The organism is Citrobacter sp. Ce119, from assembly GCF_030334525.1.
In the GTDB taxonomy this organism is placed as follows: Bacteria; Pseudomonadota; Gammaproteobacteria; order Enterobacterales; family Enterobacteriaceae; genus Citrobacter; species Citrobacter europaeus.
Genome location: NZ_JAOWDR010000013.1, coordinates 233647 through 257533 on the forward strand (window position 1 = coordinate 233647; position 23887 = coordinate 257533).

Genomic DNA, 23887 nt, shown 5'->3' on the forward strand with positions numbered 1-23887 from the left:
CTAAACCCATGCCGGATGGCGGCTGCGCCTGATCCGGCCTACGGGAAAGTGCCATTTCCAGGCCCGGTAAGCGTAGCGCCACCGGGCAATTCAGCAGGGGATTACTTCTTCAATCCCGCAAACGCGGCTCTGATCTCGTCTTCCGGCAGGTTAATGCCGATAAACACCAGCAGGCTGTGCGGTTGTTCGTCGCCCCACGGGCGGTCCCAGTCGGCGCTGTACAGGCGCTGGACGCCCTGGAATAACAGGCGGTTCGGCTCGCCTTCAATCCACAGCATGCCTTTGTAGCGCAGTAGCTTCTCGGCGGATTCCAGCAGCAGGTTTTCCATCACTCGCGACACGTCGCTGATGTTGACCGGGTAATCCAGCTCGACGACGATCGAGGAGATATCGTTTTGCTTGTCGGCAATAAAGTGGAAGCGCGGTTTGGCGCTGACCACGTTCTCTTCCAGCATAAAACCGTTGGTGTCGAACAGCAGAGAGAGGTCGATGTCGCCATGCGTGACGGTATACACCGGGGCGCGGGCATTGATGCGCGCCAGGCGCTCACGCAGTTTCTCGCTAACACCTGCGACGTCGGTTTTGGTCAGCAGGATGCGGTCAGCATAGCCGACCTGCGACTGGGCGATGGTGAACTGGTTCATCTGTTCATCAGCATGTACCGCGTCAACCAGCGCAATTACGCCGTCCAGCAGGTAGCGTTCGCAAATCACTTCATGGGAGAAAAAGGTCTGAATAATCGGGCCGGGGTCGGCCATGCCGGTGCACTCGATCACCAGACGGTCGAAATTGATGGTGCCTTTGTCGAGGTTGTCGAGCAGATCTAACAGTGCGTCTTCCAGCTCACTGGAACGGGTACAGCAAATGCAGCCGTTGGTCAGGGTTTTGATCTGCGTGGCGCGATCGCCAATCAGCTGATCGTCCACCGAGACTTCGCCGAATTCGTTTTCGATAACGGCAATCTTGTAACCGTGCTGCTCGTTGAGAATATGGCGCAGCAGGGTGGTTTTACCCGCGCCAAGAAAACCGGTGAGTAGGGTAACTGCAATCGGGGTCATTCACTTCTCCTTCTAACAGCAACTGCTTCCGCCGCTACCGTAGCGGGCTTCCTGGCGCTCGCGGAAGAATTCTTCGTAGGTCATGTACGGCTTATCGGGATGGTTGGTCTTCATGTGCTCGACGTAGTTGTCGTAGTCCGGAATACCAATCAGCATCTTCGCCGCCTGACCGAGATACTTTTTTGCCTGACCTAAAGTACCAAACATTCTATCGTCCTGTTAATGAATAAAGCCGGATGGCGGCTTGCGCCTGATCCGGCCTACGTTAACTGCGGCACTAAGTGATCCTGGCCGGGTAAGCGCTCGCCACCCGGCTTCAGGTTAGTGGTGTGAAGAGGTCTTCACGCCGCCTTCCGGCACCGGTACATACGGTGTCTCTTTATCAGAGCGACCGTTGATGGCGCGGGCTTTCTGCCAGGTACGGAACCCGTAGAAAATGATGCTGTACACCACCACCAGGAACAGAATACTCAGACCTGCGTTGGTGTAGTTGTTGATGACGATGTGGTTCATGTTGGCAATCTGCTGTGCGGTCAGTTCGCCGCCGTTAGCAATCTTCTCTTTGTACTGACTCGCCATGAAGAAGAAGCCTTCCATCTGCGGGTTGGTGCTGAACAGTTTCAGACCCAGCGCCCAGGTGGTGCAGATAAGCAGCCATACTGCCGGAACCACGGTAACCCAGATGTATTTGGTGCGCTGCATTTTAACCAGCACCACGGTGCCGAGAACCAGCGCCACGGCAGCCAGCATCTGGTTAGAGATGCCGAACAGCGGCCACAGGCTCTTAACGCCGCCCAGCGGGTCAACAACGCCTTGATACAGCAGATAACCCCACAGGCCGACGCAGCCCGCAGTACCGATGATGCCCGCAACCAGAGAATCGGTTTTCTTCAGGAACGGCACGAAGTTACCCAGTAAATCCTGCAGCATAAAGCGGCCAGAACGGGTACCGGCATCCAGTGCGGTCAGGATGAACAGCGCTTCAAACAGAATACCGAAGTGATACCAGAAGCCCATATCAGCCATCGGCAGCACTTTGTGGAACACGTGAGCGATACCCACGGCCAGCGTCGGTGCGCCACCTGCGCGGTTCAGAACGGACGGTTCACCGATGTCTTTCGCGGTCTGCAGGATCTGCTCAGGCGAAATCACGAAGCCCCAGGAGCTGACGGTCGCTGCCGCATGTGCGGTAACATCTTTCAGCTGCGCCATAATCAGCGGTGCGTTTTCGCCGCTCATTTCATGCAGGTTCGGCATGGTGATGCCAAGGCCCGCAGGCGGGGTGTTCATCGCGAAGTACAGACCCGGTTCGATGATAGACGCAGCAACCAGCGCCATAATCGCCACGAAGGATTCCATCAGCATCGCACCATAACCGATAAAGCGCGCATCGGTTTCACAGGCCAGCAGCTTCGGCGTGGTACCGGAAGCAATCAGCGCGTGGAAGCCAGATACCGCACCACAGGCGATGGTGATGAACAGGAACGGGAACAGAGCGCCTTTCCACAGCGGGCCAGTACCATCAACGTACTGCGTCATCGCCGGCATTTTCAGTTCCGGGTTGAGGATAACAATCCCCACCGCCAGACCGACGATAACGCCGATTTTCAGGAAGGTCGCCAGATAGTCGCGCGGGGCGAGGATCAGCCATACCGGTAGCAGCGCAGAGATAAACGCGTAACCGATCAGGGTAAAGGTAATGGTGGTGTCTTTAAAGGTCAGCGCCGGGCCCCAGTACGGGTCGTGCGCAATCACGCCGCCGAAGTAGATTGAGGCTACCAGCAGCACAATACCAATCACCGACACTTCACCCACACGCCCCGGACGCAGGAATCGCATGTAGATCCCCATGAACAGTGCGATAGGTACGGTTGAGCAGACGGTGAACACACCCCACGGGCTTTCCGCCAGCGCTTTTACCACGATCAGCGCCAGTACCGCGAGGATGATGATCATGATTAAGAAGCAGCCGAACAGCGCAATGGTTCCTGGGATCGGGCCCATCTCTTCTTTGATCATCTCACCCAGAGATGCGCCGTTACGGCGGGAAGAGATAAACAGTACCATGAAGTCCTGCACCGCACCGGCCAGCACGACGCCTGCCAGCAGCCACAGCGTACCGGGCAGGTAGCCCATCTGCGCGGCCAGTACCGGCCCAACCAGCGGACCCGCACCTGCGATAGCGGCAAAGTGGTGACCAAACAATACGTTACGGTTGGTTGGAACGTAGTTCAGACCGTCATTGTTGATGACCGCCGGCGTGGCACGCGTCGGGTCAAGTTTCATCACCTTTTGGGCGATATAAAGGCTGTAGTAACGATAGGCCACCAGATAAACAGAAACTGAGGCGACCACGATCCACAGGGCGCTGATGTGTTCACCCCGACGTAATGCCACTACCGAGAGGCAGAATGCACCGATGATTCCAAGAATCACCCAGGGTATGTGCTTGAATAACTTTTTCGTATCCATAGTAAAACCTGGTTTTTTACCCGTCATACTTCAAGTTGTATGTGCGTTGGCTTCATTCGCTCACCCCAGTCACTTACTTTTGTAAGCTCCTGAGGATTCCCTCATTTGCCGCCTTCTTACAACTCGAATTATCTAGGGTACCTATTAATAATTGGCCGAAGCCGCGTGGGTTTGATCTTGTGTTTGAGGAGGTTATTTGACTGCTATGTTGGGGGGATCTTGCCAGAGAATTACGCGCGTAAAGTAAGGTAAATAAGTGAGCGGTTGTATGTCAGCTTAAGCGGTCCCAAATGTCAGTGAGCGGTAAGTAGTGGGGATGAGCGGGGAAATTTATGTGATTGAGATCACTAATAAACCTATTTAGATCTTTGGCTGGCGGTGGGCATCGACGAATCGTCGATGCTGAGATCGATTCAACTAGCACGAATTTCATAAAGTTTTCCCTTTCCAGGCCGAAAATTCTGACATCTGTCTAGCGGAAAGAGAAAACATGTTAAAACGAATGAAGATTGTTACCAGCTTACTGCTGGTATTGGCGCTGTTTGGCCTTTTACAGCTCGCCTCGGGCGGCTTGTTTTTTAACTCACTTAAGAATGACAAAGAGAACTTTACCGTTCTGCAAACCATTCGCCAGCAACAGTCTGCGCTGAACGCCACCTGGGTTGAGCTGCTGCAAACGCGTAATACCCTGAACCGGGCGGGCATTCGCTACATGATGGATCAGAGCAATATCGGCAGCGGCGCGACCGTTGCCGAACTGATGCAGGTAGCCAGCACGGCGCTGAAGCTGACGGAAAAAAACTGGGCGATTTACGAGTCGCTCCCGCGCGATCCGCGCCAAAGCGAAGCCGCGTTCCAGGAGATCAATCGCACCTATGACATCTACCACGGCGCGCTGGCGGAGCTGATCCAGTTATTGGGTAACGGGAAGATCAACGCGTTCTTTGATCAACCGACGCAGAGCTATCAGGATGGCTTTGAGAAGCAGTATATGAGTTACATGCAGCAGAACGATCGCCTGTATGACATTGCGGTGGAAGATAACAACAGTTCTTACAGCCAGGCGATGTGGGTGCTGATCTGCGTGCTGATTACCGTACTGGCGGCGATTATTGCGGTGTGGTTTGGTATCAAACTGACCCTTATCTCCCCAATGAACCGTCTGATCGACAGCATTCGTCATATCGCCAGCGGCGATTTGGTGAAACGTATTGAGGTGGAAGGTTCCAACGAGATTGGACAACTGGCGGAAAGCCTGCGTCACATGCAGGGTGAGCTGATGAATACCGTGGGTGACGTACGTAACGGTGCCAACGCGATTTACAGCGGGGCCAGCGAGATTGCGATGGGGAATAACGATCTCTCCTCGCGTACCGAACAGCAGGCCGCATCTCTGGAAGAAACTGCGGCCAGCATGGAACAACTGACGGCGACCGTGAAGCAGAACGCCGAAAACGCGCGTCAGGCCAGCCATCTGGCGCTGAGCGCTTCTGAAACCGCGCAGAAAGGCGGCAAAGTGGTGGATAATGTTGTGCAAACCATGCGCGACATCGCTTCCAGTTCGCAGAAAATTGCCGACATTATCAGCGTTATCGACGGCATTGCCTTCCAGACTAATATTCTGGCACTCAACGCCGCGGTAGAAGCCGCGCGGGCGGGCGAGCAGGGCCGTGGATTTGCGGTGGTTGCGGGTGAAGTTCGTAACCTGGCCCAGCGTAGTGCGCAGGCCGCGCGCGAGATTAAGAGCCTGATTGAAGACTCGGTCAGCCGTGTGGATGTGGGTTCAACGCTGGTTGAAAGCGCCGGTGAAACCATGGATGAGATCGTCAATGCGGTAACCCGCGTGACCGATATCATGGGTGAAATCGCCTCTGCTTCTGATGAACAGAGCCGCGGTATCGACCAGGTCGGTCTGGCTGTCGCTGAGATGGATCGCGTGACGCAGCAGAATGCCTCGTTGGTGGAAGAATCCGCCGCCGCCGCTGCGGCGCTTGAAGAGCAGGCCAGCCGTCTGACTCAGGCCGTTGCCGTGTTCCGTATTCAGCATGACCAACAGCGCGCGCGTGACGTTGCCGCCGCAAAACCGGTTTCAACGGCCCAGCCGCGTAAAGCTGCGGTAACGGATGCCGGGGATAACTGGGAAACGTTCTAAACCTGTGATGCCGGATAAGGCGTAGCCGCCACCGGGCAATCAACGCAACATCAGGCGCATGGCGCAGCGTAGTTCGTACGTCTGCCCGTGCGCCGCTTCTTCAGCTCTTTTTTCGCGCAATTCCGGCGAAAGCGTCTCGTCAGCCAGCATTTCAAATCCCAGTCGCGCGTACAATGGCGCATTCCACGGCACACCGCGGAAGGTGGTCAGCGTGAGCGACGTATAACCTTTCTCACGCGCCTGTTTGGCAACATAGTCAAGCAATCTGCGGCCAATTCCTTTTCCCTGCCACTCCAGATGCAGTGAAAGTTCAGCAATAAACAGCGATGACCCCAGCGCTTCGGCAACCAAAAAACCGACCGGACGCGCATCGACCAGCGCCAGCCAGCTCATGCCTGCGGCGGCAAATGCCCGATGCTGAGCAGCCGATATAATCTGGTCGTCAGCAATCCACGCCAGTTCGGGGATGAGTAAAAAACGTTGCCCCGCAGATCGTTCGATGGCGGGAAGAGCGGCAGTGTCTGCCAGAGTAGTCGCGCGCAAGGTGATGTTCATACGAGGAGCATAACATGCCCGATAAGCGCGGTGTTATCGGGCATCTGAAGGATTAATCTTTACGCGGATCGCTGATGGGTTGGCGAACCAGGAAGATGTAGGCGAGGGCGCCCACCATGGTGACGCAGCCGCAGATGATCAGCGCCAGACGGAAAGAGTTGGTGGTATCAACAATAAATCCGGTGACGATCGGCGCAAACGACGCGCAGATAAAACTGGCAAAGTTCTGGATACTGCCCACGGAAGCGGTCATGCGTGAGGCGACGGCGACGTGGATCAGGCCCCAGCACGAGGTGCCGGCGAAGTGGATACAGAACAGCGCCATACCGATCAGTAACACGGCGGCCATCGACGTTGTTGCCTGCGGCACGACGAAGGTGAAGGCCGCAGAGCAGAACATCCCGGCGATAATACAAATTTTTCGGCTCTTAATCGGCGCCATACCGCCTTTCACCAGCCAGTCGGTGACAAAACCGTTAATCAGCATGCCGGCTGCGCCAAACAGGAACGGGATCGCCGCCATTAAGCCGGTGCTTTTTAAATCCAGGTTATAGGAGGTCTGCAGGTAGCCCGGCAGCCAGGCCAGGTATAGCCATGCGGTATAGTTGATGCCGCTAAAGCCCAGCATCATGCCCCACATAGTACGGTTGCGAAACAGGCTGCGCCATTCGGCAAAGCTTAACGGATCGCGGCGGGCATTGACGCTGCCGGCGTTCAGGTACGCTTGTTCCGTGGCGCTCAACTCAATTTGCTCGCGGTTGCGATACAGCATGTACCAGCCGATGGCGAGAAAAATACCCAGCACGCCGATAGTAATAAACATCCAGCGCCAGCCCATTACCAGCATCATGGCGGCCAGAATCGGCGGGCTAATGGCAACCCCGATGGTCGAGGCGGCGTTAAACAACCCCATCGGGCGACCGCGCTCTTTGATGTTAAACCAGTCGTTGATCACCTTTACGCCGCACGGGTTCATCGGCGCTTCGCCAATCCCCATCCCGATACGCACCAGCACAAACTGTGTGAAGCTGTGCACCATGCCGGACATCGCCTGAAACAGCGACCAGAAGAACATCCCCAGTCCCAGCATAATGCGCGGCCCCTTGCGATCCAGCAGCGGGCCGCAGGGCAGTTGCGCAATACCGTAAGCGAGAGAGAAGACCGACAGCAGGACGCCGATTTGCGTGGCGCTCAGCCCCAGTTCTTCCCGAATTGTTAAGTTGGCGACCGATAATGAACTGCGGTCTAGGTAATTAATCACCGCAGCAAAAAATAATAAAATCATTGCTGTGGTCTGAATACGTTTTATTCGGCTACTGCGTTGCACCATGCCCTCAGGCGGAACATTAATATCCGCAGATGACGACGTGCCAAACGAAGAACTCGGGTCGAGGGTAATATTATTTTTTTCCACGCCGGACTCCTGAACCTCAATAATTTATTTTTCACACAGCCGGGGCTGTGCAGTATTGAAAAAAATACCAGTGATGAATCAATTCGCTCATCACCGCTCACAAAAGTTTTTAATGCAGTCGACTTAGCGTGAGCATAGGCAAGAGGTATTTTTCAGGCGTTTTTATTTTTATAAAATCGTGCTCCCGGTAATGGTTTGCTGTTTTTTATCGGTACTTAATGGGCGGCGCTATGACTCTGGTTGATGGAGCGAATCATCGATTGTTTGGCTGAATTCAAATGGTTACAGAGCGCCAGGGTGGCATCCAGGTCGCTGCGACAGATCAGCGCGCTGAGGATGGTCATATGTTCATCGATGGCAATGATGTTGCGTTGTTTGAGGTCGCTCTCATCCCACTGATAGTGGAAGTGGAAAATCACGGAGATGATTTCAAGTGATTGATTGAAAAATATATTATCGGCAGCAGAGAGCAGCAAGGCATGAAACTCACGGTCTAACTGCGAGAACATACGAAAGCTGCTGCCGATGCTGTCGCGCAGGATCCGGTGGCGTTCCAGCAGCGTTTTAGCCTGCAGCCAGCGTGGGTCATCATCCGGCAGATTGAGAAAATGCTGCAGGGAATGGGTTTCCAACATTTCTCTGAGTTCAAACAGCTGCTCCGCATAGGCCTGATCGAACTGCTTCATGCTCCACTGACCGCGTTTTTCGTTTTTGATCAGGTTGTAACGTTCGAATTTTAAAAGATATTCCCGTACGACTACCGGACTGACGCCCGCGGCTCTGGCAAGCTGCAGTTCGGAGAAGCTCTCGCCTGCACGCAGCTGGCGCTGGTTGATCATGGTGAAAAACGCCTGCTCAAAAATCCGGTTTTGCTCGGTCATGGAGGCGGTGGTGCAGGCAAAACCGTCGTCATGGTCGGGTTTACGCACGATGACATAGTGGCTGCCGACCTGGGTCAGCACGCCGCACTCGTCTAAGTGGCTCAGCATATGGCGCACTGTGGTGCGGCTGATGTTGTACATCTCCGCCAATGCGCTTTGCGACGGGAGAGGGGAAGGGATATGACCACGCGCCATATCATCGATAATCTGGTTAATCACATTGTGACGTAAGTTCTGCGAACGGCTCATGGTTTCTCCTTTTTGCCTATTAAAACCCGATTTAAAACATTTTTATGCGTTGGAATTCACAGATTGTGTTTCTGCTTTCTCCGGCTTTTTTATTTTCGTTGATATCTGAGGCAACAAAAAAACAGGAGAGCAGAATCATGTCTACGATGAATACGTTGATTTGCCAGGAACCTAAAAAATTAGTCTGGAAAGAACGCGAAATACCTATTCCGGGTGAGGGTGAAGCATTAATAAAAATTAAATCGGTAGGAATTTGTGGTACCGATATTCATGCCTGGGGCGGCAATCAGCCTTTTTTCAGCTACCCACGTGTATTAGGTCATGAAATATGTGGGGAAATTGTCGGGCTGGGAAAAAATATACAGAATCTAAAAAATGGTCAGCAGGTGGCGGTTATTCCTTACGTGGCCTGCCAGCAGTGTCCGGCATGCCTGAGCGGACGTACCAACTGCTGCGAGAAGATTTCGGTGATTGGCGTACATCAGGATGGTGGTTTCAGTGAATATCTGTCCGTTCCGGTGACCAACTTACTGGACGCGCAGGGGATTGACCCGCAGGCGGCGGCGCTGATTGAGCCTTACGCCATCAGCGCGCATGCGGTACGTCGGGCGGCGGTGGCGCCAGGTGAGCAGGTGCTGGTGGTCGGTGCTGGTCCGATTGGTCTGGGCGCAGCGGCGATTGCCAAAGCCGATGGCGCACAGGTGGTGGTCGCCGATACCAGTCCCGCGCGTCGGGAGCACGTGTCTTCCCGGTTGGGACTCCCGGTTATCGACCCATCCGCTGAAGATTTTGATGCGCAGCTGCGCGCTCAGTTTGGCGGTTCGCTGGCGCAAAAGGTCATTGATGCCACGGGAAACCAGCATGCGATGAACAACACGGTGAATTTGATTCGCCATGGCGGCAGCATCGTTTTTGTTGGGCTGTTCAAAGGTGATTTGCAGTTCTCTGACCCCGAGTTCCACAAGAAAGAGACCACCATGATGGGCAGTCGCAACGCCACGCCGGAAGATTTCGCCAAAGTGGGCCGTCTGATGTCGGAAGGCAAACTGACCGCCGACATGATGCTCACGCACCGTTACGCGTTTGCCACACTGGCAGAAATCTACGAGCGGGATGTTATTAACAACCGTGAGCTGATTAAAGGCGTGATCACGTTCTGAGAGGGTAATTGCGATGAACACATTGAATCGACGTGATTTTCCGGGGGCCAGCTACCCAACGCGCGTGATCCAGTTTGGTGAAGGAAACTTCCTGCGGGCGTTTATCGACTGGCAACTGGATATCCTCAACGAGCACACCACTCTGAATGCTGGCGTGACCATCGTTCGCCCGATCAATACTGATTTTCCGCCGTCGCTGAATACCCAGGACGGGCTGTATACCACGCTGATACGCGGGCTTAACGAGCAGGGCGAAGCGGTGAGCGAAGCGCGGCTTATCCGTTCGGTGAATAACGAAATCAATCCGTACCAGGATTTCGCGGCGTATCTGGCGCTGGCGCACAATGCGGACATCCGATTTGTGTTTTCGAATACCACTGAAGCCGGAATTAGCTATCACGCGGCAGACTGCGTGGATGATGCCCCGCCGGTGAGTTTTCCGGCCAAACTGACGCGACTGCTGCTGGAACGTTTTAATCACTTTGCAGGGGCGGTGGATAAGGGGTGGGTAATTATCCCGTGCGAGCTGATCGACTATAACGGTGAGGCGCTCAAAACCCTGGTGCTGCGATATGCGCAGGAGTGGCAGCTTCCTCCGTCATTTGCCGACTGGGTGGAAACGGCGAACACCTTCTGTTCGACGCTGGTCGACCGCATTGTCACCGGCTACCCGCGTGAAGAAGCCGCCGCGTTGGAAGCGACGCTTGGCTATCACGATGCGTTTCTCGATACCGCGGAGCATTTTTACCTGTTTGTGATCCAGGGGCCGCAGTGGCTGGCAGAGGAGCTGAAGCTGGTGCAGTGTCCGCTGAACATCCGGGTGGTGAGCGATATCAAACCGTACAAAGAGCGCAAGGTCGCCATTCTCAATGGCGCGCATACGGCGCTGGTGCCGGTGGCGTGGCTGTGCGGACTGGAGACCGTCGGTGAGGCGATGCAGGATGCCGATGTGCACCGCTTTGTCGAGCGGGCGATTGGCGAGGAAATTATACCGGTATTGGATCTTCCGGCGGATGAACTGCGAGAATTTGCCGACGCGGTAAGCGGGCGTTTTCAGAACCCTTACATTCGTCACCAGTTGCTTTCCATTGCGCTAAACGGCATGACTAAATTCCGTACCCGAATTTTGCCGCAGCTGCTGGCGGGTCAGCGAAATGGGCGCTGGCCCGTGCGGTTAACGTTTGCCCTCGCTGCGCTGCTGGCGTTTTATCGTGCAGAGCGCGACGGGGAACGCTATCCGATACAGGATGATGAACAGTGGGTAAGCCTGTATGCCAGCCTGTGGCCGCGAGTAGGCAATGATTTAACGCTGCGTGAACTGGTGGATGCCGTGCTCGGCGATACGGCGCACTGGGGTGAAGATTTAACGTTGCTGCCAGGGCTTGCCGGACAGGTGACGGCTAACCTCGAGATGATTCTGGTGCAGGGTATGCGCCAGGCGGTGAACGGTCTGGAATAAGGTTGCCATGCAGCGCCCGGTGTGGTGTTGGGCGCTGTTTTTTTTCAGGCAATAAATGGGATTAACGATAGGCCTGATAAGCGAAGCGCTATCAGGCCTATCATGTTACGAACCCTGAGCTACTACTTTGATTTCAACCATCCCGATCCCCAGCTTACGCGGCGAGTGGCCGAGAATATTGCCCTCGTTGGTGGCGACCGGATCGGGTGGGACAATTACCAGCGTATTGGCATCCGCCGGGTTATCAAAATGCAAGGTGGTGGTGCTGACGTCATGGCCTAACACCAGCGTCTGTTCCTCGTTGCCAACGCGCACGGGGATCGGACGATTGGCGTTGTCACCGAAGGCTTTCGCGGTGATGACCAGATCGAATTTCTTCGGCAGTGGGGCCTTGTATTCGATGGTCACTTCTTCACTGAGCTGCGCATTGGACCAGCGTCCCCAGGATTCGGGGCGTGATATGCCGCTAAACTGTTTGACCTCTTCAGGTGCGCCCGCCACGTTGAAGACGAAGCTATCGGCTTTGTAGCGAATGTCGTTATCGACAATTTTCAGCGTATCGACGTTACCTTTGTAGCGCTCCATGTCGATCACCGTGTCTTTAAAGACGGTTTTGCTTTTCCATTTGGCTTTGTCAACGTGCTGCACGATTTGTTGCCCACCTAACTGACCCTGCGATACGCACCAGTCGGTAGAGAGCGCCAGCTCCGGCGCCCATAGCTGCGCCATTTTGTAGCAGCGATCGACCCAGACGAAGTTATCGCGTGGGGCGAAATCCGCCAACTGGAAGCGCAGCGGGGCCGAGTATTCGCTTTCCGGCAGCGGCTCGACGCGTTTGTCCGACACGCGCAGCAGCAGCGGCAGGCGGAAGTGGCTACCGGAGAAAGAGATCATGTTTTTGTCCTGGTCGACGGTGAACTCTTTCATCTCTTTCGGGAAATTCCACAGACGGATAATATCGGGCTTCCACGCCAGCATTTTTTCTTTGATGTTCAGGAACACTTCCGACACGGATTCGCTCGACAAACTGCTGCGGCCAAGGCCGATAAAGTTATCGCCGCCGAGAATATCCAGTACCGTTGCGCCGTTATCCATCGTGTTACGCTTCACCGCCAGCGTGTCCTGCTGCGGCTGGTCGCCGCGCAGCACGAAGAACAGGTTGTTGCGATCCTGCTTGTTCAGATACTTCCATGCGGTGTTGTTCATCGCCAGATGATCGGAAGAAACCACGATTACGGTATCTTTAAACCATGGCGATGCTTTGATTTTATTGATAAATTCGGCAATATTTTCCTGACTGCAACTGACCGCGCTGAACGACTGGTTGGCCTTCCCGTCGATGTCATAACGTTTACGGTTGCAGCTACGTGAGATAAATCCATCCGGATGATGGGTATCCACAGTCAGCGTAAACAGTGAAAAACGCTGGCCCGAGCGCGAAAGCTCTTCGAATTTTTTCCACGCTTCGTCCAGTACGGTATCGTCGTAGAAGCCCCAGTCGTTGCGATAGGCCGGGTCCGCCACCACGCTTTTTAACTCTTCTGCGCCATACAGATGGTCAAAGCCGTGAGATTTCAGGAACACGTCTTTGCCGGCAAAGCGCAGGTTGGCCCCCTGCACAAAGTAGTTCTGATAGCCGGAGTTTTTCAGGATATCGCCCAGACAGATATTGTTGGGGAAAAAGCTTGAGACCGACGCCGAGGCGTTGCCTTCAAATGGCGCAAACAGCGGAATACCGCACTGGGAGGCGACCATGCCAGCGATGGTGTAATCGGTGCCCGGAAGCTGCATGGTGTTGCTGAAATCCAGACCTTCATTTTTCAACGCGCCGAGTTCTGGGGTCAGATCCGGGAACGCGTCATTGTTAAAATAGGTGCGTTCGAGGCTTTCGCCGTAGATATAAACCAGGTTCAGCTTGGGGTTGGGAATGGTTTTCGATGGCTCTTTATAATACGTTGGGAAATCCGGATCGCCATCGCGCGACTGCGACTTCACCAGTTCGGTTATCTGGTGAAACGCCGGGCTGGCGTCAACGGAGGCCAGCGCCAGCAGCAGGGCCAGCAGACTGTAACCCACATGATGCGGATGATGGCGACGGCGGCGTAGGATCCAGCCGAGAGCGACAAAAACCGTCGTCAGCGCCAGCGCGATGCCGACCCCCGGCAAAATATATTTTCCGATCCCCGCGCCGGTAAGGCTGTTGGTCAGCGTGTAGAGTACCGCGTCATTGATCCCATCGCCGGTGAAATAGTCACTGGCGTACAGCGTGATATTCAAGACAATAAAAATCCCCAGCACCGTTAACGTGGCGGCAAACCACCAGGTGTTGCGACCCGCTTTCCAGGCGTAAATCAGCACTGAAGCGAGAAACAGAGTGATGGAGATTAATTCTGACAACGGTCGATCCTCAATAAACCGGGCACATGCCTGGCAGGCTAATCATTAGGGGAAAGCACAATGTAATAGCGATGTTATATTGCTGCAATTGTAGTGACATTAAATTACGTTGTTATTCAGAATTGGTTTAGATATGCGTGTTTTTTGCAGGGGATTTGCTGGTTATTTGACGTGTGAATGTAATGGGGTGAAAAATTGATGCCGCGCAGGTAATACGCGGCATGTCGTGCATCAGGAAATGAAGTTCATACCCTGTTTTAACACCAGATCGCAGGCCTTGGTTTTTACCTGCTTCGCCAGCGAGCTATTGCCAATCGTGTTCAGGTCCAGTTGTTGACCATCTTTGGCGTTGAGCAGACCCTGAATACCGTCCATATAGTTGGTATCTTGCTTCTGCTCAGGAGCACTGAGCCCCAGTTTATCCAGCACCTGGTTTTTGACGTTTTGCGTGTCGGTGACCGAGGCCAGCTTCTGTTTCGCACAATATTCCAGGATCCCAGCGGCGTTATTCATACTGCTGGAAGTCAGCGACTGATTGCTGCCATTCAGCAGGCTGGTCAGGGAAGAGAGCGACGAGCTGCCCTGCGAGCCGGAGCTTTGTTTGCTCAGTTCGCTGGCCGCGCTGGAGAGTGAATCCTGCCAGGAGGCAGCAAAAACGCTGGTGGAGATGAGCGTGCTGGCGGCAAGCGCACAGCACAGCAGACGTTGGGGTGTTTTCATCATTATATGCAACTCGTGTTATGCCTTTTCAGCGCAGTATAGCGCTGGCAGTCTTAGGAGTGGTCCTAATACGTTAATACTCTTTACCGGTTACCCGACTACGGTAGCTTTCCCAGTTAAAGATTACCCACAGGCTGTTGCCAAGCCGCATGCGGTCCATTACCCGCTCGCCCAGCAGTTTGTTCATTTCATCCATATTACTGTTGGTTAACATGCCTGTTGGTCGTTTTGAAGACGAGCGGCGATCGACGATCTGATTGATGATCACTTTTTCGTAGCGCGATTCGGTTTGCATGCCGATCTCGTCGATCACCAGCAGATCCACGTTACTCAGATCGTTGAGTAACTGTTCTTCGCTGGTTTCACGATTACTGAAGGTTTCTTTCATCGCCGACATAATATCAGCCACGGTAATGATCAGCACCGACTTGCCGCGCAGCAGCAGTTCGTTGCAGATGGCGGCGGCCAGATGGTTTTTACCGGTGCCGGGCTTGCCGGAGAAGATAAAGCTGGCGATATTGCCGTCAAACTCTTCAACGTACTGACGGGCTTTGCTCAGGGCGTTCATCTGGCCCTCGCATTCCACCCGATAGTTATCGAACGAACAGTTCTGATGCAGCGGACGGATCCCGGAACGGTTGAAAGTGCGCTGCATTTTCATGGCCCGGTTTTCGCGGGCCAGGGCTGCGGCACGAATTTCACCTTGCTCTTTTTGCCATGCCAGCAGCTCCTCGCCCGTTTTAAAGGCAGGCTCGACATTAGCCGGCATCATTTTTTGCAGACGTTTCATCAGGTCGCCAACGTTTTTCATCGTTATCCTCTAAAACCCGGTGGTATATGGTTGTCAGGCTCGCTGACGCTGTTCACATCGCGCTTAGGCATTCCGCCATTGCTGGCCCGGCCAATCTGGATACTGCGCGCCAGTTTTTGCTGCCACTGAATATGGTGAAAAACTTTGCCTTCGGCCTGCCAGTAGGCGACAAATGAGGCCAGTTCTTCAGCGGTGACCGGTTCTCTTAACGCCACGCCCCACAGGGCGGCCTGGCGCTGAAAGTCGGCATCGGGCTGCCAGTCAGCGTACATCGCAAATTTCCCCATTGGTATGGCAACGGGGGCGGCTTGCGGCTCTTCATAAAATTGTGCATCCAGCGTCACATCGCTTCCCGGGCGTGACAGCTTCTCTTCAAGCGCCAACAACTCGGCCAGTCGCGCAGGCGTCACCGCGTAAAACGCTGGCGCGTTATTGGCGAAAACGGCTACGGCACCGCCTGCAGACCTGGCCAGCACCGCGTGGTGATCGTGTAGTAAGGCGTCAATGCTAGTGACGTCCGGCGTCAAAATTTTGCTGGGCATAATGTTTCTCAATACTGAACAACAACCGAGAAGGGGACTGCTTTTATAGTAACACAGAGAAGAAGGAGAGCAGCAGATGAGGGGGCGATTCCCCTCTCTGCGAGGTGCGAAAAAAGCGTGCCGCTACACGCGCGGGCGTTTGCGATACAGCCATAATCCCGGAACGGACAGCCCGATGGAGAGCGCGCCGACAATTGATGAGGCTTTGAGGAAATTGGTCAACAGGGTGATCATCAGCGCTTCGCTGTAGCCAAAATGACCGATCTTTACCGCCGAGATCATGGCTGTGTAGGCGGAGATCCCTGGGAACATAGGGATCACTGCCGCAACCGTAAAGACTTTCGGATGCGCCAGATACCAGCGTGACCACTGGATCCCAATGCAGCCGACCAGCAATGACGCCATAAAGGTCGACCATTCGATATTAAACCCTGTGCTCATCATCACCGTTCGCGAACCGTGCCCAAGCGCGCCGAGTAACGCGCACCAGGGGAGCGCCCGATGCGGTACGTTAAATACCATGGCAAAGCCGAGCGCCGGGATCGCAGACAGGATCATGTCCTGCATCAGCACCAAAATGAAATCGATCACGCCCATCCGCGCAGCCCCCATAAAGTCATCGACATGACGACGCCAATGCAGGTCGCCAGCGTTAGCAGGCTGGCAATCGCCCAGCGGGCGAGTCCGGTATTAATGTGTCCCTTAAACATATCCGCGACGGAGTTGATCAGCGGAAAGCCCGGAACCAGCAGCAGTACGCTGGCGGCCATGGCGATGGTTGGAGTGTGGTTAAACGTCGGCAACGTCAGGAGCAGGCCTGAAATCGTGGTCGCCACAAACGCGGTGATGCAAAAGTTGATTTGCGGGTGCAAATGCCGGGACGCCAGAATCTGGCGGATATACATCGCCACCATGCTGGCGAAAAAGGTGATCACCGCGCCATCCCATCCGCCGTTATTGAGTTTACAAAAGCAGGCGCAGGACAAGCCGACCATCAAGGCGACCAGCCATCTTGGATAGCGCAGCGGTTTAATCTGGCTAAAGCGTTTCTCAACGCCTTTAATATCCAGCAGTTTGTGTTCCGCGAGAATAACGATGTGCTGCACCTCCGTCACGACGTGCATGTTAATCCCGCGATCCTGATTTTTTCGCGTTGAGGTCAGGCACTGCCCATCTTTAATGGTGGTCAGGACGATAGCGTTAGAAGAGATAGCGCTTTCTACGCTGTCCATGCCAAGCGCCAGCCCGAGGCGGGTGGATAGCTCGTCAACCAGCGCGCTTTCTGCCCCATGCTGAAGTAAAAAAAGACCGCATTGAATACATAACCGTGTAACCGTTCGCTGTGACGACTGCTCTGTTTGCATGGCTCGCTCTGACTGATAAGGATCTCTTTGCATGAAGGATGCCTTCTTTTTATCATGAAGCATGATCCTGTTGGCTCTGGCTAAGATCAATCTTTGCGTCGAAAAAAGACGCAGGTCTTACACGCCTGGACGCCTTACCTGCTTATCAATAAAGACAACGCTTATGAAAATGTAGTGTTATTTATCAGGATGGCAAATACGTAAGCAACGCTAATGTTCTATTGTAGTTCTTTTAATTGTACATAGAATGTATTTATGCGTAATTTTGTAATAATGGTTCAATAGTTTGACGCTATTGGGATTGTAGCGCCATTACTTTATATTTGAATAAAAGCCAAGGATAAACAATTCACCTCGTCTATTGTTTAGAGGTTTTCTGTTAATTAATATTTTTAATTTATCAGGGAATTTTTAATAAGTGCGAATACGGACTGGTGAGTGTGGAGGAGATATGTTGCCAGGACGCCGCAAAAACGCAATTATTATTAGTAAATTACCAATCGTACAAACCGGACTTAAAGGTGTAATGCAGGGGCAGTTCGCTGATTACGAACTTACCTACTGTCGTTCCGTTGAAGAACTGACATTGTTGCAGCTGCGGTGCGCTGATTTGGTGGTTGCTGATTTATCCGGAGACTGTAATCATCCACGTTCAGTCTGCGAACAATATTACTCTTTATTATCTCAATACCGTGATATTCACTGGGTATTTCTCGTTTCCCGTATTTTTTATCCTCTGGCCATTGAGCTGCTGATGTGTCCTGTCAGTTCGCTGTTATCTGATGCCGAGCCGATTGAAAGTTTAGTGAATGTTATTCACGCAGGAAATACTCGTGCTGAGAGAATTAGCAAGTCGCTGCTCTCTCCGCCCGTGATGCCAGAGTTAGCAGACCATAGCGCCCGCTCAATTGTACTTACGCTCTCGGAGAGAAAAGTGCTGAGACTGCTGGGAAAAGGTTGGGGAATTAATCAGATTGCGACATTGCTGAAGAAAAGCAATAAAACAATCAGTGCCCAAAAGAACAGCGCTATGCGTCGCTTATCAATACACAGCAATGCAGAAATGTACGCATGGATAAACAGTTCTCAAGGATCGCGAGAACTGAATTTACCTTCAGTTTATGGAGAGACCACGGAATGGAAAGCAGAAGCATCAAAAGAAACGTCGCACTGGTAGAAAAGTGCGCGATGAGTAGTGTGGGTATTAAGAGTTTATTTAATACCATGCCGGATGACCGATATAAACTTCATCTTTTTTCTAATCAGCCTGCCTTTAGTCAGGCGATGTTAAAAACGCCATTTTCGGCAGTTATTTTCTCTCTCTCTGCAATCAGAACCGATCGCAGAGCTGGACTCGCCTATCTGACTGAGCTGGCGATTAATTTTCCGCGCATCAAGCGTGTGGTCATTGCCGATGATGATGCGGAGGCGCGCTTAATTGGCTCTCTGTCACCCTTGCCGCTAGATGGTGTTGTGAGTAAATCTTCCTCGTTAACGGTACTTCAGGACGCGCTATTTACGGCACTGAATTGCTCCAGCCGAGGAACCGAAGGTTCGAAAAACCATTGGTATATCAATCAAAGCCGGATGCTCAGCCCGACAGAACGCGAAATACTGCGCTTTATGTCGAATGGCTATTCAATGCCGCAGATTGCTGTGCAGCTTGAGCGGAATATTAAAACTATTCGGGCACATAAATTTAATGTGATGTCGAAACTTGGCGTGAGCTCAGATGCCGGACTGCTGGATGCGGCAGATATTCTGTTGTATCTGCGTGCAGGTGAACCGGCGCCTTTCCTGCAGGCGGCTTCTTAACGGGTCATGTCAGATCGCCCCGTGCCGGGTTTTGCTACTGGCACGGGGCATGAAGCCTCACTGACACACATCCACCCAGGTGGCGGAAGTCAGCTCAGCCATCCTTTCCGGTGTGATTCGAACAGCACTGTGGATGGCGCCTGCGGCGGGAAGTACTTCAGCGTAATGCTTTAACGAGACGTCGCAGTACACCGCAATCGGCGTTTCCAGTCCGAAAGGGCAAACGCCGCCAACGGGATGACCCGTCGCGTTCACCACCTCATCGCTACTCAACATACGGGCCTTGGCGCCGAACGTACTCTTTAGCTTTTTGTTATCCAGTCGGGCATCACCTTTGGCGACGACCAGAATAATGTCGTTCTTGACCTTCAACGAAAGCGTTTTCGCGATCTGACCGGGTTCGACGTTATGGGCTTTTGCTGCCAGATCGACGGTAGCGGTACTCTGATCTAATTCGATGATCTCAATATCTGGTGCATGTTGCGCTAAAAATTGGCGCACTGATTGCAAACTCATTCTTCTCTCCAAATCGCCTACAGGCAGCTGCGTACAGCAGAAAACCGCATGGCGTAATTTGTCATAGGGGCAAGCTCGCTGTAAATATTTTAATGTAACAACATGGCAACATTGGCAGTTTTTCGATCCTCTTCACAATCAAAGAAACCGGTTACAGTAACCGGTTGCAGAATGCTGAAATGACGATTAATACTGAAGTTGTCACTTCCTCTGTATCACATAATAAGAGCCAACTATGAAACTTAACTCAAAATGCAGTAGCGCTGGCGTTCCTCCCGGCACGGTTGCGAAAAGTGGTAATGGGCTTTACGTGGTGGTGTTAATGCCAGCACGGTTGCAGGGTTTTGCACAACGGGAGAACGGCTATGTCTACTAATCATGCTGTGTTTAATGTAATTTTCCGCTTTGTTGAAAACTATGTCAGTCCTGTTGCCGGACGCATTTCTTCACAACGTCATGTGATGGCCATCCGCGATGGGTTTATTTCGGCGATGCCCTTTATGATCGTAGGCTCGTTTTTGCTGGTTTTTGCCTACCCGCCTTTTTCTCCTGATACGACCTGGGGGTTTGCCCGCGCGTGGCTTGATATGGCGAAACAGTTTGAAGGCCAAATCCTTACACCGTTTGATATGACGATGGGGATTATGTCGGTCTACATCTGTGCGGCTATTGCGTATAACCTGGGCAAGCACTATGTGAAGTCACATCAGTTAGATCCATTCATGTGCGCGATGCTATCGATCATGGCTTTTTTACTGATTGCTGCACCGAAAACCAAAGGCACGATGCCGGTTGATAGCCTGGGCGGTACGGGGATTTTCACCGCTATCCTGGTGGCCATTTACTGTGTTGAAATGATGCGCTTCCTGAAGGCGCACAACATCGGCATTCGTTTACCCGATCAAGTGCCGCCGATGATCAAAAACTCCTTCGATCTGCTGATCCCGGTGCTGGTGGTGGTGCTGACGCTGTACCCGTTGAGCCTGGTGATTCAGTCGCAGTTTGACATGCTGATCCCGCAGGCCATCATGGCCATCTTTAAACCACTGGTGTCGGCGGCAGATTCTCTCCCGGCGATACTTTTGGCAGTACTGATCGGCCATCTGCTGTGGTTTGCCGGCATTCATGGCGCGGCAATTGTGTCGGGAATGCTGCAAATGTTCTGGCTCACCAATCTCGGGATGAACCAGTCGGCGCTGGCGCAGGGGGCGCCTTTACCGCATATCTTTATGGAAGCATTCTGGACGTTCTTCATTGTGGTTGGTGGTTCCGGCGCGACGATGGGGTTGGTGATTTGCTATCTGCGGAGTCGCTCGGCCCATCTACGCTCGATCGGACGTTTGAGCGTGGTCCCCAGCATTTTTAACATTAACGAACCGGTGATTTTCGGTACGCCGATAGTCATGAACCCTGTGTTCTTTATCCCTTTCTTGCTGGCCCCGATGGTGAATGCGGTACTGGCGTGGGCGGCGATGAAACTGGATTTAATTGGGCGAGTGATTTCAGTCGTTCCCTGGACGGCCCCGGCGCCGGTTGGCGCGGCATGGGCGTTAGGCTGGGATTATCGTGCGGCCATTCTGGTTGTTCTGCTGGCGCTGGTGTCTGCTGTTATCTACTTTCCATTCTTTAAGGTTTACGAAAAGCAGCTATTAGCGCAGGAAAAAGAAGAAGCGCAGCGTATAGAAGAGGAAAGTCAGCAGGTTGCATAAAGTGTTGGCGGGGGGCTACGGCTCCTCGCTTACTTCAGCGTGCAGTCACCGCACTGTTGAACATCGGGCAGGCGATAGCGCTGGCAGCAGGTTCTGCGCACCAGTAGTCCCTCGCGTGGAACAACGGTACGCCACAGGGGGTTATCCTGGCCGCAGGAGAGTTGTTTCTCAAAAAAGCAGGTCTGACGCAACGTGTTCAACAGTTCTTCACCTAACAACGGCTTCATTTCCGTTAAGTACCAGTGAATTAAGTATCCCGTATTACTCCAGATAAGCTTCGCGTTGATCTCGCCTGTCGCTTCCAGCGCCTGCACAACCGGCGTCAGCGCTGTGAGAATCAGCGTTTCCATACGTTGTTGAGGAGACAGGGCCGTGGCCTGGTGATCCTGATGCACATCGATCCAGAAACAGGCTGCACGGCCCGTTTCGTGGAATTCTACGTGCATGTGTTCAGGAGAGACATCGATAGCCTCTTTTTGCGTCAGCAGAGCTACCATGAGCGGAGGCATCATCAGGCCGATATACCACTGGGCCCAGAGAGAAATCAGCGGCTTATTTTCGCGTGTCAGCGTGGGTTGATTGCGATAAATATGGTCTGAATAAACCGCCAGCAATGAACTTAACGTCGTGGGTTGCGTCCATTCATGCAGCGTCATCGCACCTGGTACAGGTGTTTCGTCCAGACGAATGAAGTCCAGCAGGTGCTCACGGGTTTTGGCTATCGTTGCGCGTACGGCAGCAGCCAGCGAGGGGATCTTTGCCGGGAGATGGCTACGCCAGATGACATCTTCAACGATCGGTGCGGAACGATAAGCCATGTCGATATAAGGATGTTAATCTTAATGATAATGATTGCTAATCCTATAATTGGCGTTGAGCGATGGCAAGATCTTTGTCGCCATCTCGGGCGACACCGCACAGATAGCTCAGGCAGAAGGGCAGTTTACCCGTAGTTCATCGCTGACCAGCGTGCTGTTGCGCCCAAGGTTCTTGGCCTCATAAAGGGCTTTATCCGCTCGGGCAATAGCGGCCTCAATATCCTGCTCAACAAGAGGCGCAATGCCGATACTAACGGTTACGTTAGTTGCCACGCTCTCATTAAACATGTGGGGAATTTTAAGGTCGTACACTTTCTGGCGAATGCGCTCGGCGGCTGCCTGGGCCTGTTGGGGATCGACTGCGGTCAGCAGAACCATAAACTCTTCGCCGCCAAAGCGCGCCACCACGTCCCGGGAACGCACGGAGTCACGAATCGCGGCAGAAACCCGGATCAGTGCCTGGTCGCCCATCATATGCCCGTAGTGATCGTTATAGGCTTTGAAATGGTCGATATCCAGCAGCAGGACGTAGTGCTTCGAATTACTCAGGGCCAGCAGCGTATCAAGTCTGTGTTGCAGCCCCCGGCGATTGTACAAACCGGTCAGCGGGTCGAGCATGCTGAGTCCGTTCAGGGTTTCCCGTTCTTCCAGCAGTTTATACATCAGCTGTTGGGCGAAGCCATCGTAGCGCTTTTGTATAACATGCTGGATGGCAATCCCGGCCATGGGCAGCGCCATAAAATAGAAAATTCGCAAACCATGCTCGCTGCCGTTCAGCCATAAACAGACGGCGACGGATGGCAATGAGTGAAGCGTAAACGCGATGATATTATTGGCAAAAGCGATAGATCCAATAAACAGCACGCTGAGAAGGGCGATCAATAGAAAATAATAATCATTATGACCTAGCGCGTTATATTTCAGGAAAATATGTAACGCCCATAGCAAGCCAAAAACGATTGAAATAAAAGGGAGATTAATTCTTTTGTCCGCATATTTCCCATGCCATGCCAGCAACAATGTACTCATTACGAGCATCAGCAGTGCCGGTACAGACAGAGCTTTCACCGCAAACAGTGGGAAAAAAAGCGTAAACAGTGCAGAGATTGCATTGAGCAGCAGAAACAGTCGTAAAGAGAGTTGGTATTTTTTGGTACGCAGAGTTCGCCAGGATTGTACTGTCATAGGTAAATATTGTTAGTTATCTGCAATGTACGAAGGTGTGTTGGTAAATAAAACAAATAACGAACGGGGTAACATTCGCTGAGGTTTTTATTGTTTTTAGTTGAAAAGCTAACCGGCGAGCAATTTATCACCTTAAATTATTTATGTCATCAATCGTTAAGTAAAACTCATATAATTGATAGTGCCCCATAGCTGACAAATGAGAAAATTTATCATATGATATTGGTTATCATTATCAATTTCATAGGTGATACCATGTTGCAACGTACGCTGGGCAGTGGATGGGGGGTTCTGCTGCCGGGAATACTTATTGCCGGGATGGCATTTAGTGACCTGTCGGTCTACGTATGGAAGGCGATGATTGTATTAGGATTACTTCTGACTTCGCTCATGTTGTACCACAAGCGTTTACGGCACTTTGTGTTGTTGCCTTCTTGCGCGGCGCTGATCGGCGGCATTGTTCTGATAATGATGAACTGGAATCAGGGATGAACAAAACAGGGAAGAAAACCGAGAGGGGAATAAGATAATTGGTGCGAGGGGGGGGACTCGAACCCCCACATCCTAAGGACACTAACACCTGAAGCTAGCGCGTCTACCAATTCCGCCA

Annotated in this window: 23 protein-coding genes; 8 read left to right on the forward strand and 15 right to left on the reverse strand. The window is 52.8% G+C overall.

The genetic code is table 11. The features are described from left to right. Positions 1 to 101: 101 nt before the first annotated feature. The 3 genes from yjiA to btsT form a co-directional block, all read right to left on the reverse strand. Positions 102 to 1058, reverse strand: coding sequence for a GTPase (gene yjiA, locus OGV80_RS01545; RefSeq protein WP_043018312.1), 957 nt, complete (start codon positions 1056 to 1058; stop codon positions 102 to 104). A gap of 12 nt (positions 1059 to 1070) precedes the next feature. Then, positions 1071 to 1265, reverse strand: a complete 195-nt coding sequence (locus OGV80_RS01550; RefSeq protein WP_003830038.1) for a YbdD/YjiX family protein — start codon at positions 1263 to 1265, stop codon at positions 1071 to 1073. Positions 1266 to 1379: 114 nt separating this feature from the next. Then, complete coding sequence (btsT, locus tag OGV80_RS01555) at positions 1380 to 3530, reverse strand: pyruvate/proton symporter BtsT (protein WP_075145247.1); 2151 nt, start codon at positions 3528 to 3530, stop codon at positions 1380 to 1382. A 490-nt stretch (positions 3531 to 4020) separates the two neighbouring features. Here btsT and tsr point away from each other — a divergent pair, with 490 nt between their 5' ends. After that, entirely contained in the window at positions 4021 to 5682 is a 1662-nt protein-coding gene (tsr, locus tag OGV80_RS01560) for a methyl-accepting chemotaxis protein (RefSeq protein WP_286513393.1), read from the forward strand. A gap of 39 nt (positions 5683 to 5721) precedes the next feature. On the opposite strand, the gene OGV80_RS01565 is transcribed toward tsr, so the two are convergent. The 3 genes from OGV80_RS01565 to OGV80_RS01575 all read right to left on the reverse strand — a co-directional run bounded on the left by OGV80_RS01565 (position 5722) and on the right by OGV80_RS01575 (position 8781). Further along, complete coding sequence (locus OGV80_RS01565) at positions 5722 to 6237, reverse strand: GNAT family N-acetyltransferase (protein WP_087050972.1); 516 nt, start codon at positions 6235 to 6237, stop codon at positions 5722 to 5724. Between the two features lie 52 nt (positions 6238 to 6289). Next, a complete protein-coding gene (locus OGV80_RS01570; RefSeq protein WP_003845612.1) occupies positions 6290 to 7651 on the reverse strand; it encodes an MFS transporter in 1362 nt (453 codons plus the stop codon). A 215-nt stretch (positions 7652 to 7866) separates the two neighbouring features. After that, positions 7867 to 8781 carry a GntR family transcriptional regulator gene (locus tag OGV80_RS01575; RefSeq protein WP_100193924.1) on the reverse strand — a complete coding sequence of 305 codons (915 nt, stop codon included), beginning with the start codon at positions 8779 to 8781 and terminating at the stop codon, positions 7867 to 7869. Between the two features lie 137 nt (positions 8782 to 8918). Between OGV80_RS01575 and OGV80_RS01580 the strand changes: the two genes are divergently transcribed. Then, positions 8919 to 9941: a zinc-binding alcohol dehydrogenase family protein gene (locus tag OGV80_RS01580; RefSeq protein WP_032942306.1), complete on the forward strand. Its 1023-nt coding sequence runs from the start codon at positions 8919 to 8921 to the stop codon at positions 9939 to 9941. Positions 9942 to 9954: 13 nt separating this feature from the next. Continuing rightward, positions 9955 to 11400: a tagaturonate reductase gene (locus OGV80_RS01585; protein ID WP_172862667.1), complete on the forward strand. Its 1446-nt coding sequence runs from the start codon at positions 9955 to 9957 to the stop codon at positions 11398 to 11400. A gap of 105 nt (positions 11401 to 11505) precedes the next feature. Here OGV80_RS01585 and opgB read toward each other — a convergent pair whose 3' ends face one another. The 6 genes from opgB to OGV80_RS01615 all read right to left on the reverse strand — a co-directional run bounded on the left by opgB (position 11506) and on the right by OGV80_RS01615 (position 17234). Beyond that, a complete protein-coding gene (opgB, locus tag OGV80_RS01590) occupies positions 11506 to 13797 on the reverse strand; it encodes a phosphatidylglycerol--membrane-oligosaccharide glycerophosphotransferase (RefSeq protein ID WP_172862668.1) in 2292 nt (763 codons plus the stop codon). A 231-nt stretch (positions 13798 to 14028) separates the two neighbouring features. Next, complete coding sequence (locus OGV80_RS01595; RefSeq protein WP_043018318.1) at positions 14029 to 14520, reverse strand: YjjA family protein; 492 nt, start codon at positions 14518 to 14520, stop codon at positions 14029 to 14031. 70 nt (positions 14521 to 14590) lie between these two features. After that, positions 14591 to 15328: a replicative helicase loader DnaC gene (gene dnaC / locus OGV80_RS01600; RefSeq protein ID WP_043018319.1), complete on the reverse strand. Its 738-nt coding sequence runs from the start codon at positions 15326 to 15328 to the stop codon at positions 14591 to 14593. A gap of 2 nt (positions 15329 to 15330) precedes the next feature. Beyond that, positions 15331 to 15870, reverse strand: a complete 540-nt coding sequence (gene dnaT / locus OGV80_RS01605; RefSeq protein WP_043018320.1) for a primosomal protein DnaT — start codon at positions 15868 to 15870, stop codon at positions 15331 to 15333. A gap of 123 nt (positions 15871 to 15993) precedes the next feature. After that, entirely contained in the window at positions 15994 to 16467 is a 474-nt protein-coding gene (locus OGV80_RS01610; RefSeq protein WP_047406380.1) for a threonine/serine exporter, read from the reverse strand. After that, the gene (locus OGV80_RS01615) at positions 16458 to 17234 is read right to left on the reverse strand and encodes a threonine/serine exporter family protein (RefSeq protein WP_043018522.1); all 777 of its coding nucleotides are present in this window, start codon (positions 17232 to 17234) and stop codon (positions 16458 to 16460) included. The genes OGV80_RS01610 and OGV80_RS01615 overlap by 10 nt, the downstream gene beginning before the upstream one ends. Positions 17235 to 17685: 451 nt before the next feature. Here OGV80_RS01615 and OGV80_RS01620 point away from each other — a divergent pair, with 451 nt between their 5' ends. Both OGV80_RS01620 and bglJ read left to right on the forward strand, forming a co-directional pair. After that, the gene (locus tag OGV80_RS01620) at positions 17686 to 18411 is read left to right on the forward strand and encodes a helix-turn-helix transcriptional regulator (RefSeq protein ID WP_043018322.1); all 726 of its coding nucleotides are present in this window, start codon (positions 17686 to 17688) and stop codon (positions 18409 to 18411) included. Beyond that, a complete protein-coding gene (bglJ, locus tag OGV80_RS01625; RefSeq protein WP_051642787.1) occupies positions 18372 to 19049 on the forward strand; it encodes a DNA-binding transcriptional activator BglJ in 678 nt (225 codons plus the stop codon). Before OGV80_RS01620 ends, bglJ begins: the two co-directional genes overlap by 40 nt. 57 nt (positions 19050 to 19106) lie before the next feature. Here bglJ and OGV80_RS01630 read toward each other — a convergent pair whose 3' ends face one another. Then, a complete protein-coding gene (locus OGV80_RS01630) occupies positions 19107 to 19565 on the reverse strand; it encodes a YbaK/EbsC family protein (RefSeq protein WP_043018324.1) in 459 nt (152 codons plus the stop codon). Between the two features lie 235 nt (positions 19566 to 19800). Here OGV80_RS01630 and OGV80_RS01635 point away from each other — a divergent pair, with 235 nt between their 5' ends. Then, positions 19801 to 19941, forward strand: coding sequence for a hypothetical protein (locus OGV80_RS01635; protein WP_170928017.1), 141 nt, complete (start codon positions 19801 to 19803; stop codon positions 19939 to 19941). Continuing rightward, positions 19931 to 21274, forward strand: coding sequence for a PTS sugar transporter subunit IIC (locus OGV80_RS01640; RefSeq protein WP_043018325.1), 1344 nt, complete (start codon positions 19931 to 19933; stop codon positions 21272 to 21274). Before OGV80_RS01635 ends, OGV80_RS01640 begins: the two co-directional genes overlap by 11 nt. Before the next feature lie 29 nt (positions 21275 to 21303). Here OGV80_RS01640 and fhuF read toward each other — a convergent pair whose 3' ends face one another. After that, positions 21304 to 22092 carry a siderophore-iron reductase FhuF gene (gene fhuF, locus OGV80_RS01645; protein WP_043018326.1) on the reverse strand — a complete coding sequence of 263 codons (789 nt, stop codon included), beginning with the start codon at positions 22090 to 22092 and terminating at the stop codon, positions 21304 to 21306. A gap of 108 nt (positions 22093 to 22200) precedes the next feature. Then, positions 22201 to 23277, reverse strand: coding sequence for a GGDEF domain-containing protein (locus tag OGV80_RS01650; protein WP_043018327.1), 1077 nt, complete (start codon positions 23275 to 23277; stop codon positions 22201 to 22203). A gap of 216 nt (positions 23278 to 23493) precedes the next feature. Between OGV80_RS01650 and OGV80_RS01655 the strand changes: the two genes are divergently transcribed. Further along, entirely contained in the window at positions 23494 to 23769 is a 276-nt protein-coding gene (locus OGV80_RS01655; RefSeq protein WP_043018328.1) for a DUF1435 domain-containing protein, read from the forward strand. The last annotated feature ends 118 nt before the right edge of the window (positions 23770 to 23887 follow it).

Excerpts from the sequence above, each read along its gene's own strand:
- yjiA (WP_043018312.1), bottom strand. The coding sequence starts at position 1,058 with ATGACCCCGATTGCAGTTACCCTACTCACCGGTTTTCTTGGCGCGGGT.
- OGV80_RS01550 (WP_003830038.1), bottom strand. The coding sequence starts at position 1,265 with ATGTTTGGTACTTTAGGTCAGGCAAAAAAGTATCTCGGTCAGGCGGCG.
- btsT (WP_075145247.1), bottom strand. The coding sequence starts at position 3,530 with ATGGATACGAAAAAGTTATTCAAGCACATACCCTGGGTGATTCTTGGA.
- tsr (WP_286513393.1), top strand. The coding sequence starts at position 4,021 with ATGTTAAAACGAATGAAGATTGTTACCAGCTTACTGCTGGTATTGGCG.
- OGV80_RS01565 (WP_087050972.1), bottom strand. The coding sequence starts at position 6,237 with ATGAACATCACCTTGCGCGCGACTACTCTGGCAGACACTGCCGCTCTT.
- OGV80_RS01575 (WP_100193924.1), bottom strand. The coding sequence starts at position 8,781 with ATGAGCCGTTCGCAGAACTTACGTCACAATGTGATTAACCAGATTATC.
- OGV80_RS01580 (WP_032942306.1), top strand. The coding sequence starts at position 8,919 with ATGTCTACGATGAATACGTTGATTTGCCAGGAACCTAAAAAATTAGTC.
- OGV80_RS01585 (WP_172862667.1), top strand. The coding sequence starts at position 9,955 with ATGAACACATTGAATCGACGTGATTTTCCGGGGGCCAGCTACCCAACG.
- OGV80_RS01595 (WP_043018318.1), bottom strand. The coding sequence starts at position 14,520 with ATGATGAAAACACCCCAACGTCTGCTGTGCTGTGCGCTTGCCGCCAGC.
- dnaC (WP_043018319.1), bottom strand. The coding sequence starts at position 15,328 with ATGAAAAACGTTGGCGACCTGATGAAACGTCTGCAAAAAATGATGCCG.
- dnaT (WP_043018320.1), bottom strand. The coding sequence starts at position 15,870 with ATGCCCAGCAAAATTTTGACGCCGGACGTCACTAGCATTGACGCCTTA.
- OGV80_RS01610 (WP_047406380.1), bottom strand. The coding sequence starts at position 16,467 with ATGGGCGTGATCGATTTCATTTTGGTGCTGATGCAGGACATGATCCTG.
- OGV80_RS01615 (WP_043018522.1), bottom strand. The coding sequence starts at position 17,234 with ATGCAAACAGAGCAGTCGTCACAGCGAACGGTTACACGGTTATGTATT.
- OGV80_RS01620 (WP_043018322.1), top strand. The coding sequence starts at position 17,686 with ATGTTGCCAGGACGCCGCAAAAACGCAATTATTATTAGTAAATTACCA.
- bglJ (WP_051642787.1), top strand. The coding sequence starts at position 18,372 with ATGGAAAGCAGAAGCATCAAAAGAAACGTCGCACTGGTAGAAAAGTGC.
- OGV80_RS01630 (WP_043018324.1), bottom strand. The coding sequence starts at position 19,565 with ATGAGTTTGCAATCAGTGCGCCAATTTTTAGCGCAACATGCACCAGAT.
- OGV80_RS01635 (WP_170928017.1), top strand. The coding sequence starts at position 19,801 with ATGAAACTTAACTCAAAATGCAGTAGCGCTGGCGTTCCTCCCGGCACG.
- OGV80_RS01640 (WP_043018325.1), top strand. The coding sequence starts at position 19,931 with ATGTCTACTAATCATGCTGTGTTTAATGTAATTTTCCGCTTTGTTGAA.
- fhuF (WP_043018326.1), bottom strand. The coding sequence starts at position 22,092 with ATGGCTTATCGTTCCGCACCGATCGTTGAAGATGTCATCTGGCGTAGC.
- OGV80_RS01650 (WP_043018327.1), bottom strand. The coding sequence starts at position 23,277 with ATGACAGTACAATCCTGGCGAACTCTGCGTACCAAAAAATACCAACTC.
- OGV80_RS01655 (WP_043018328.1), top strand. The coding sequence starts at position 23,494 with ATGATATTGGTTATCATTATCAATTTCATAGGTGATACCATGTTGCAA.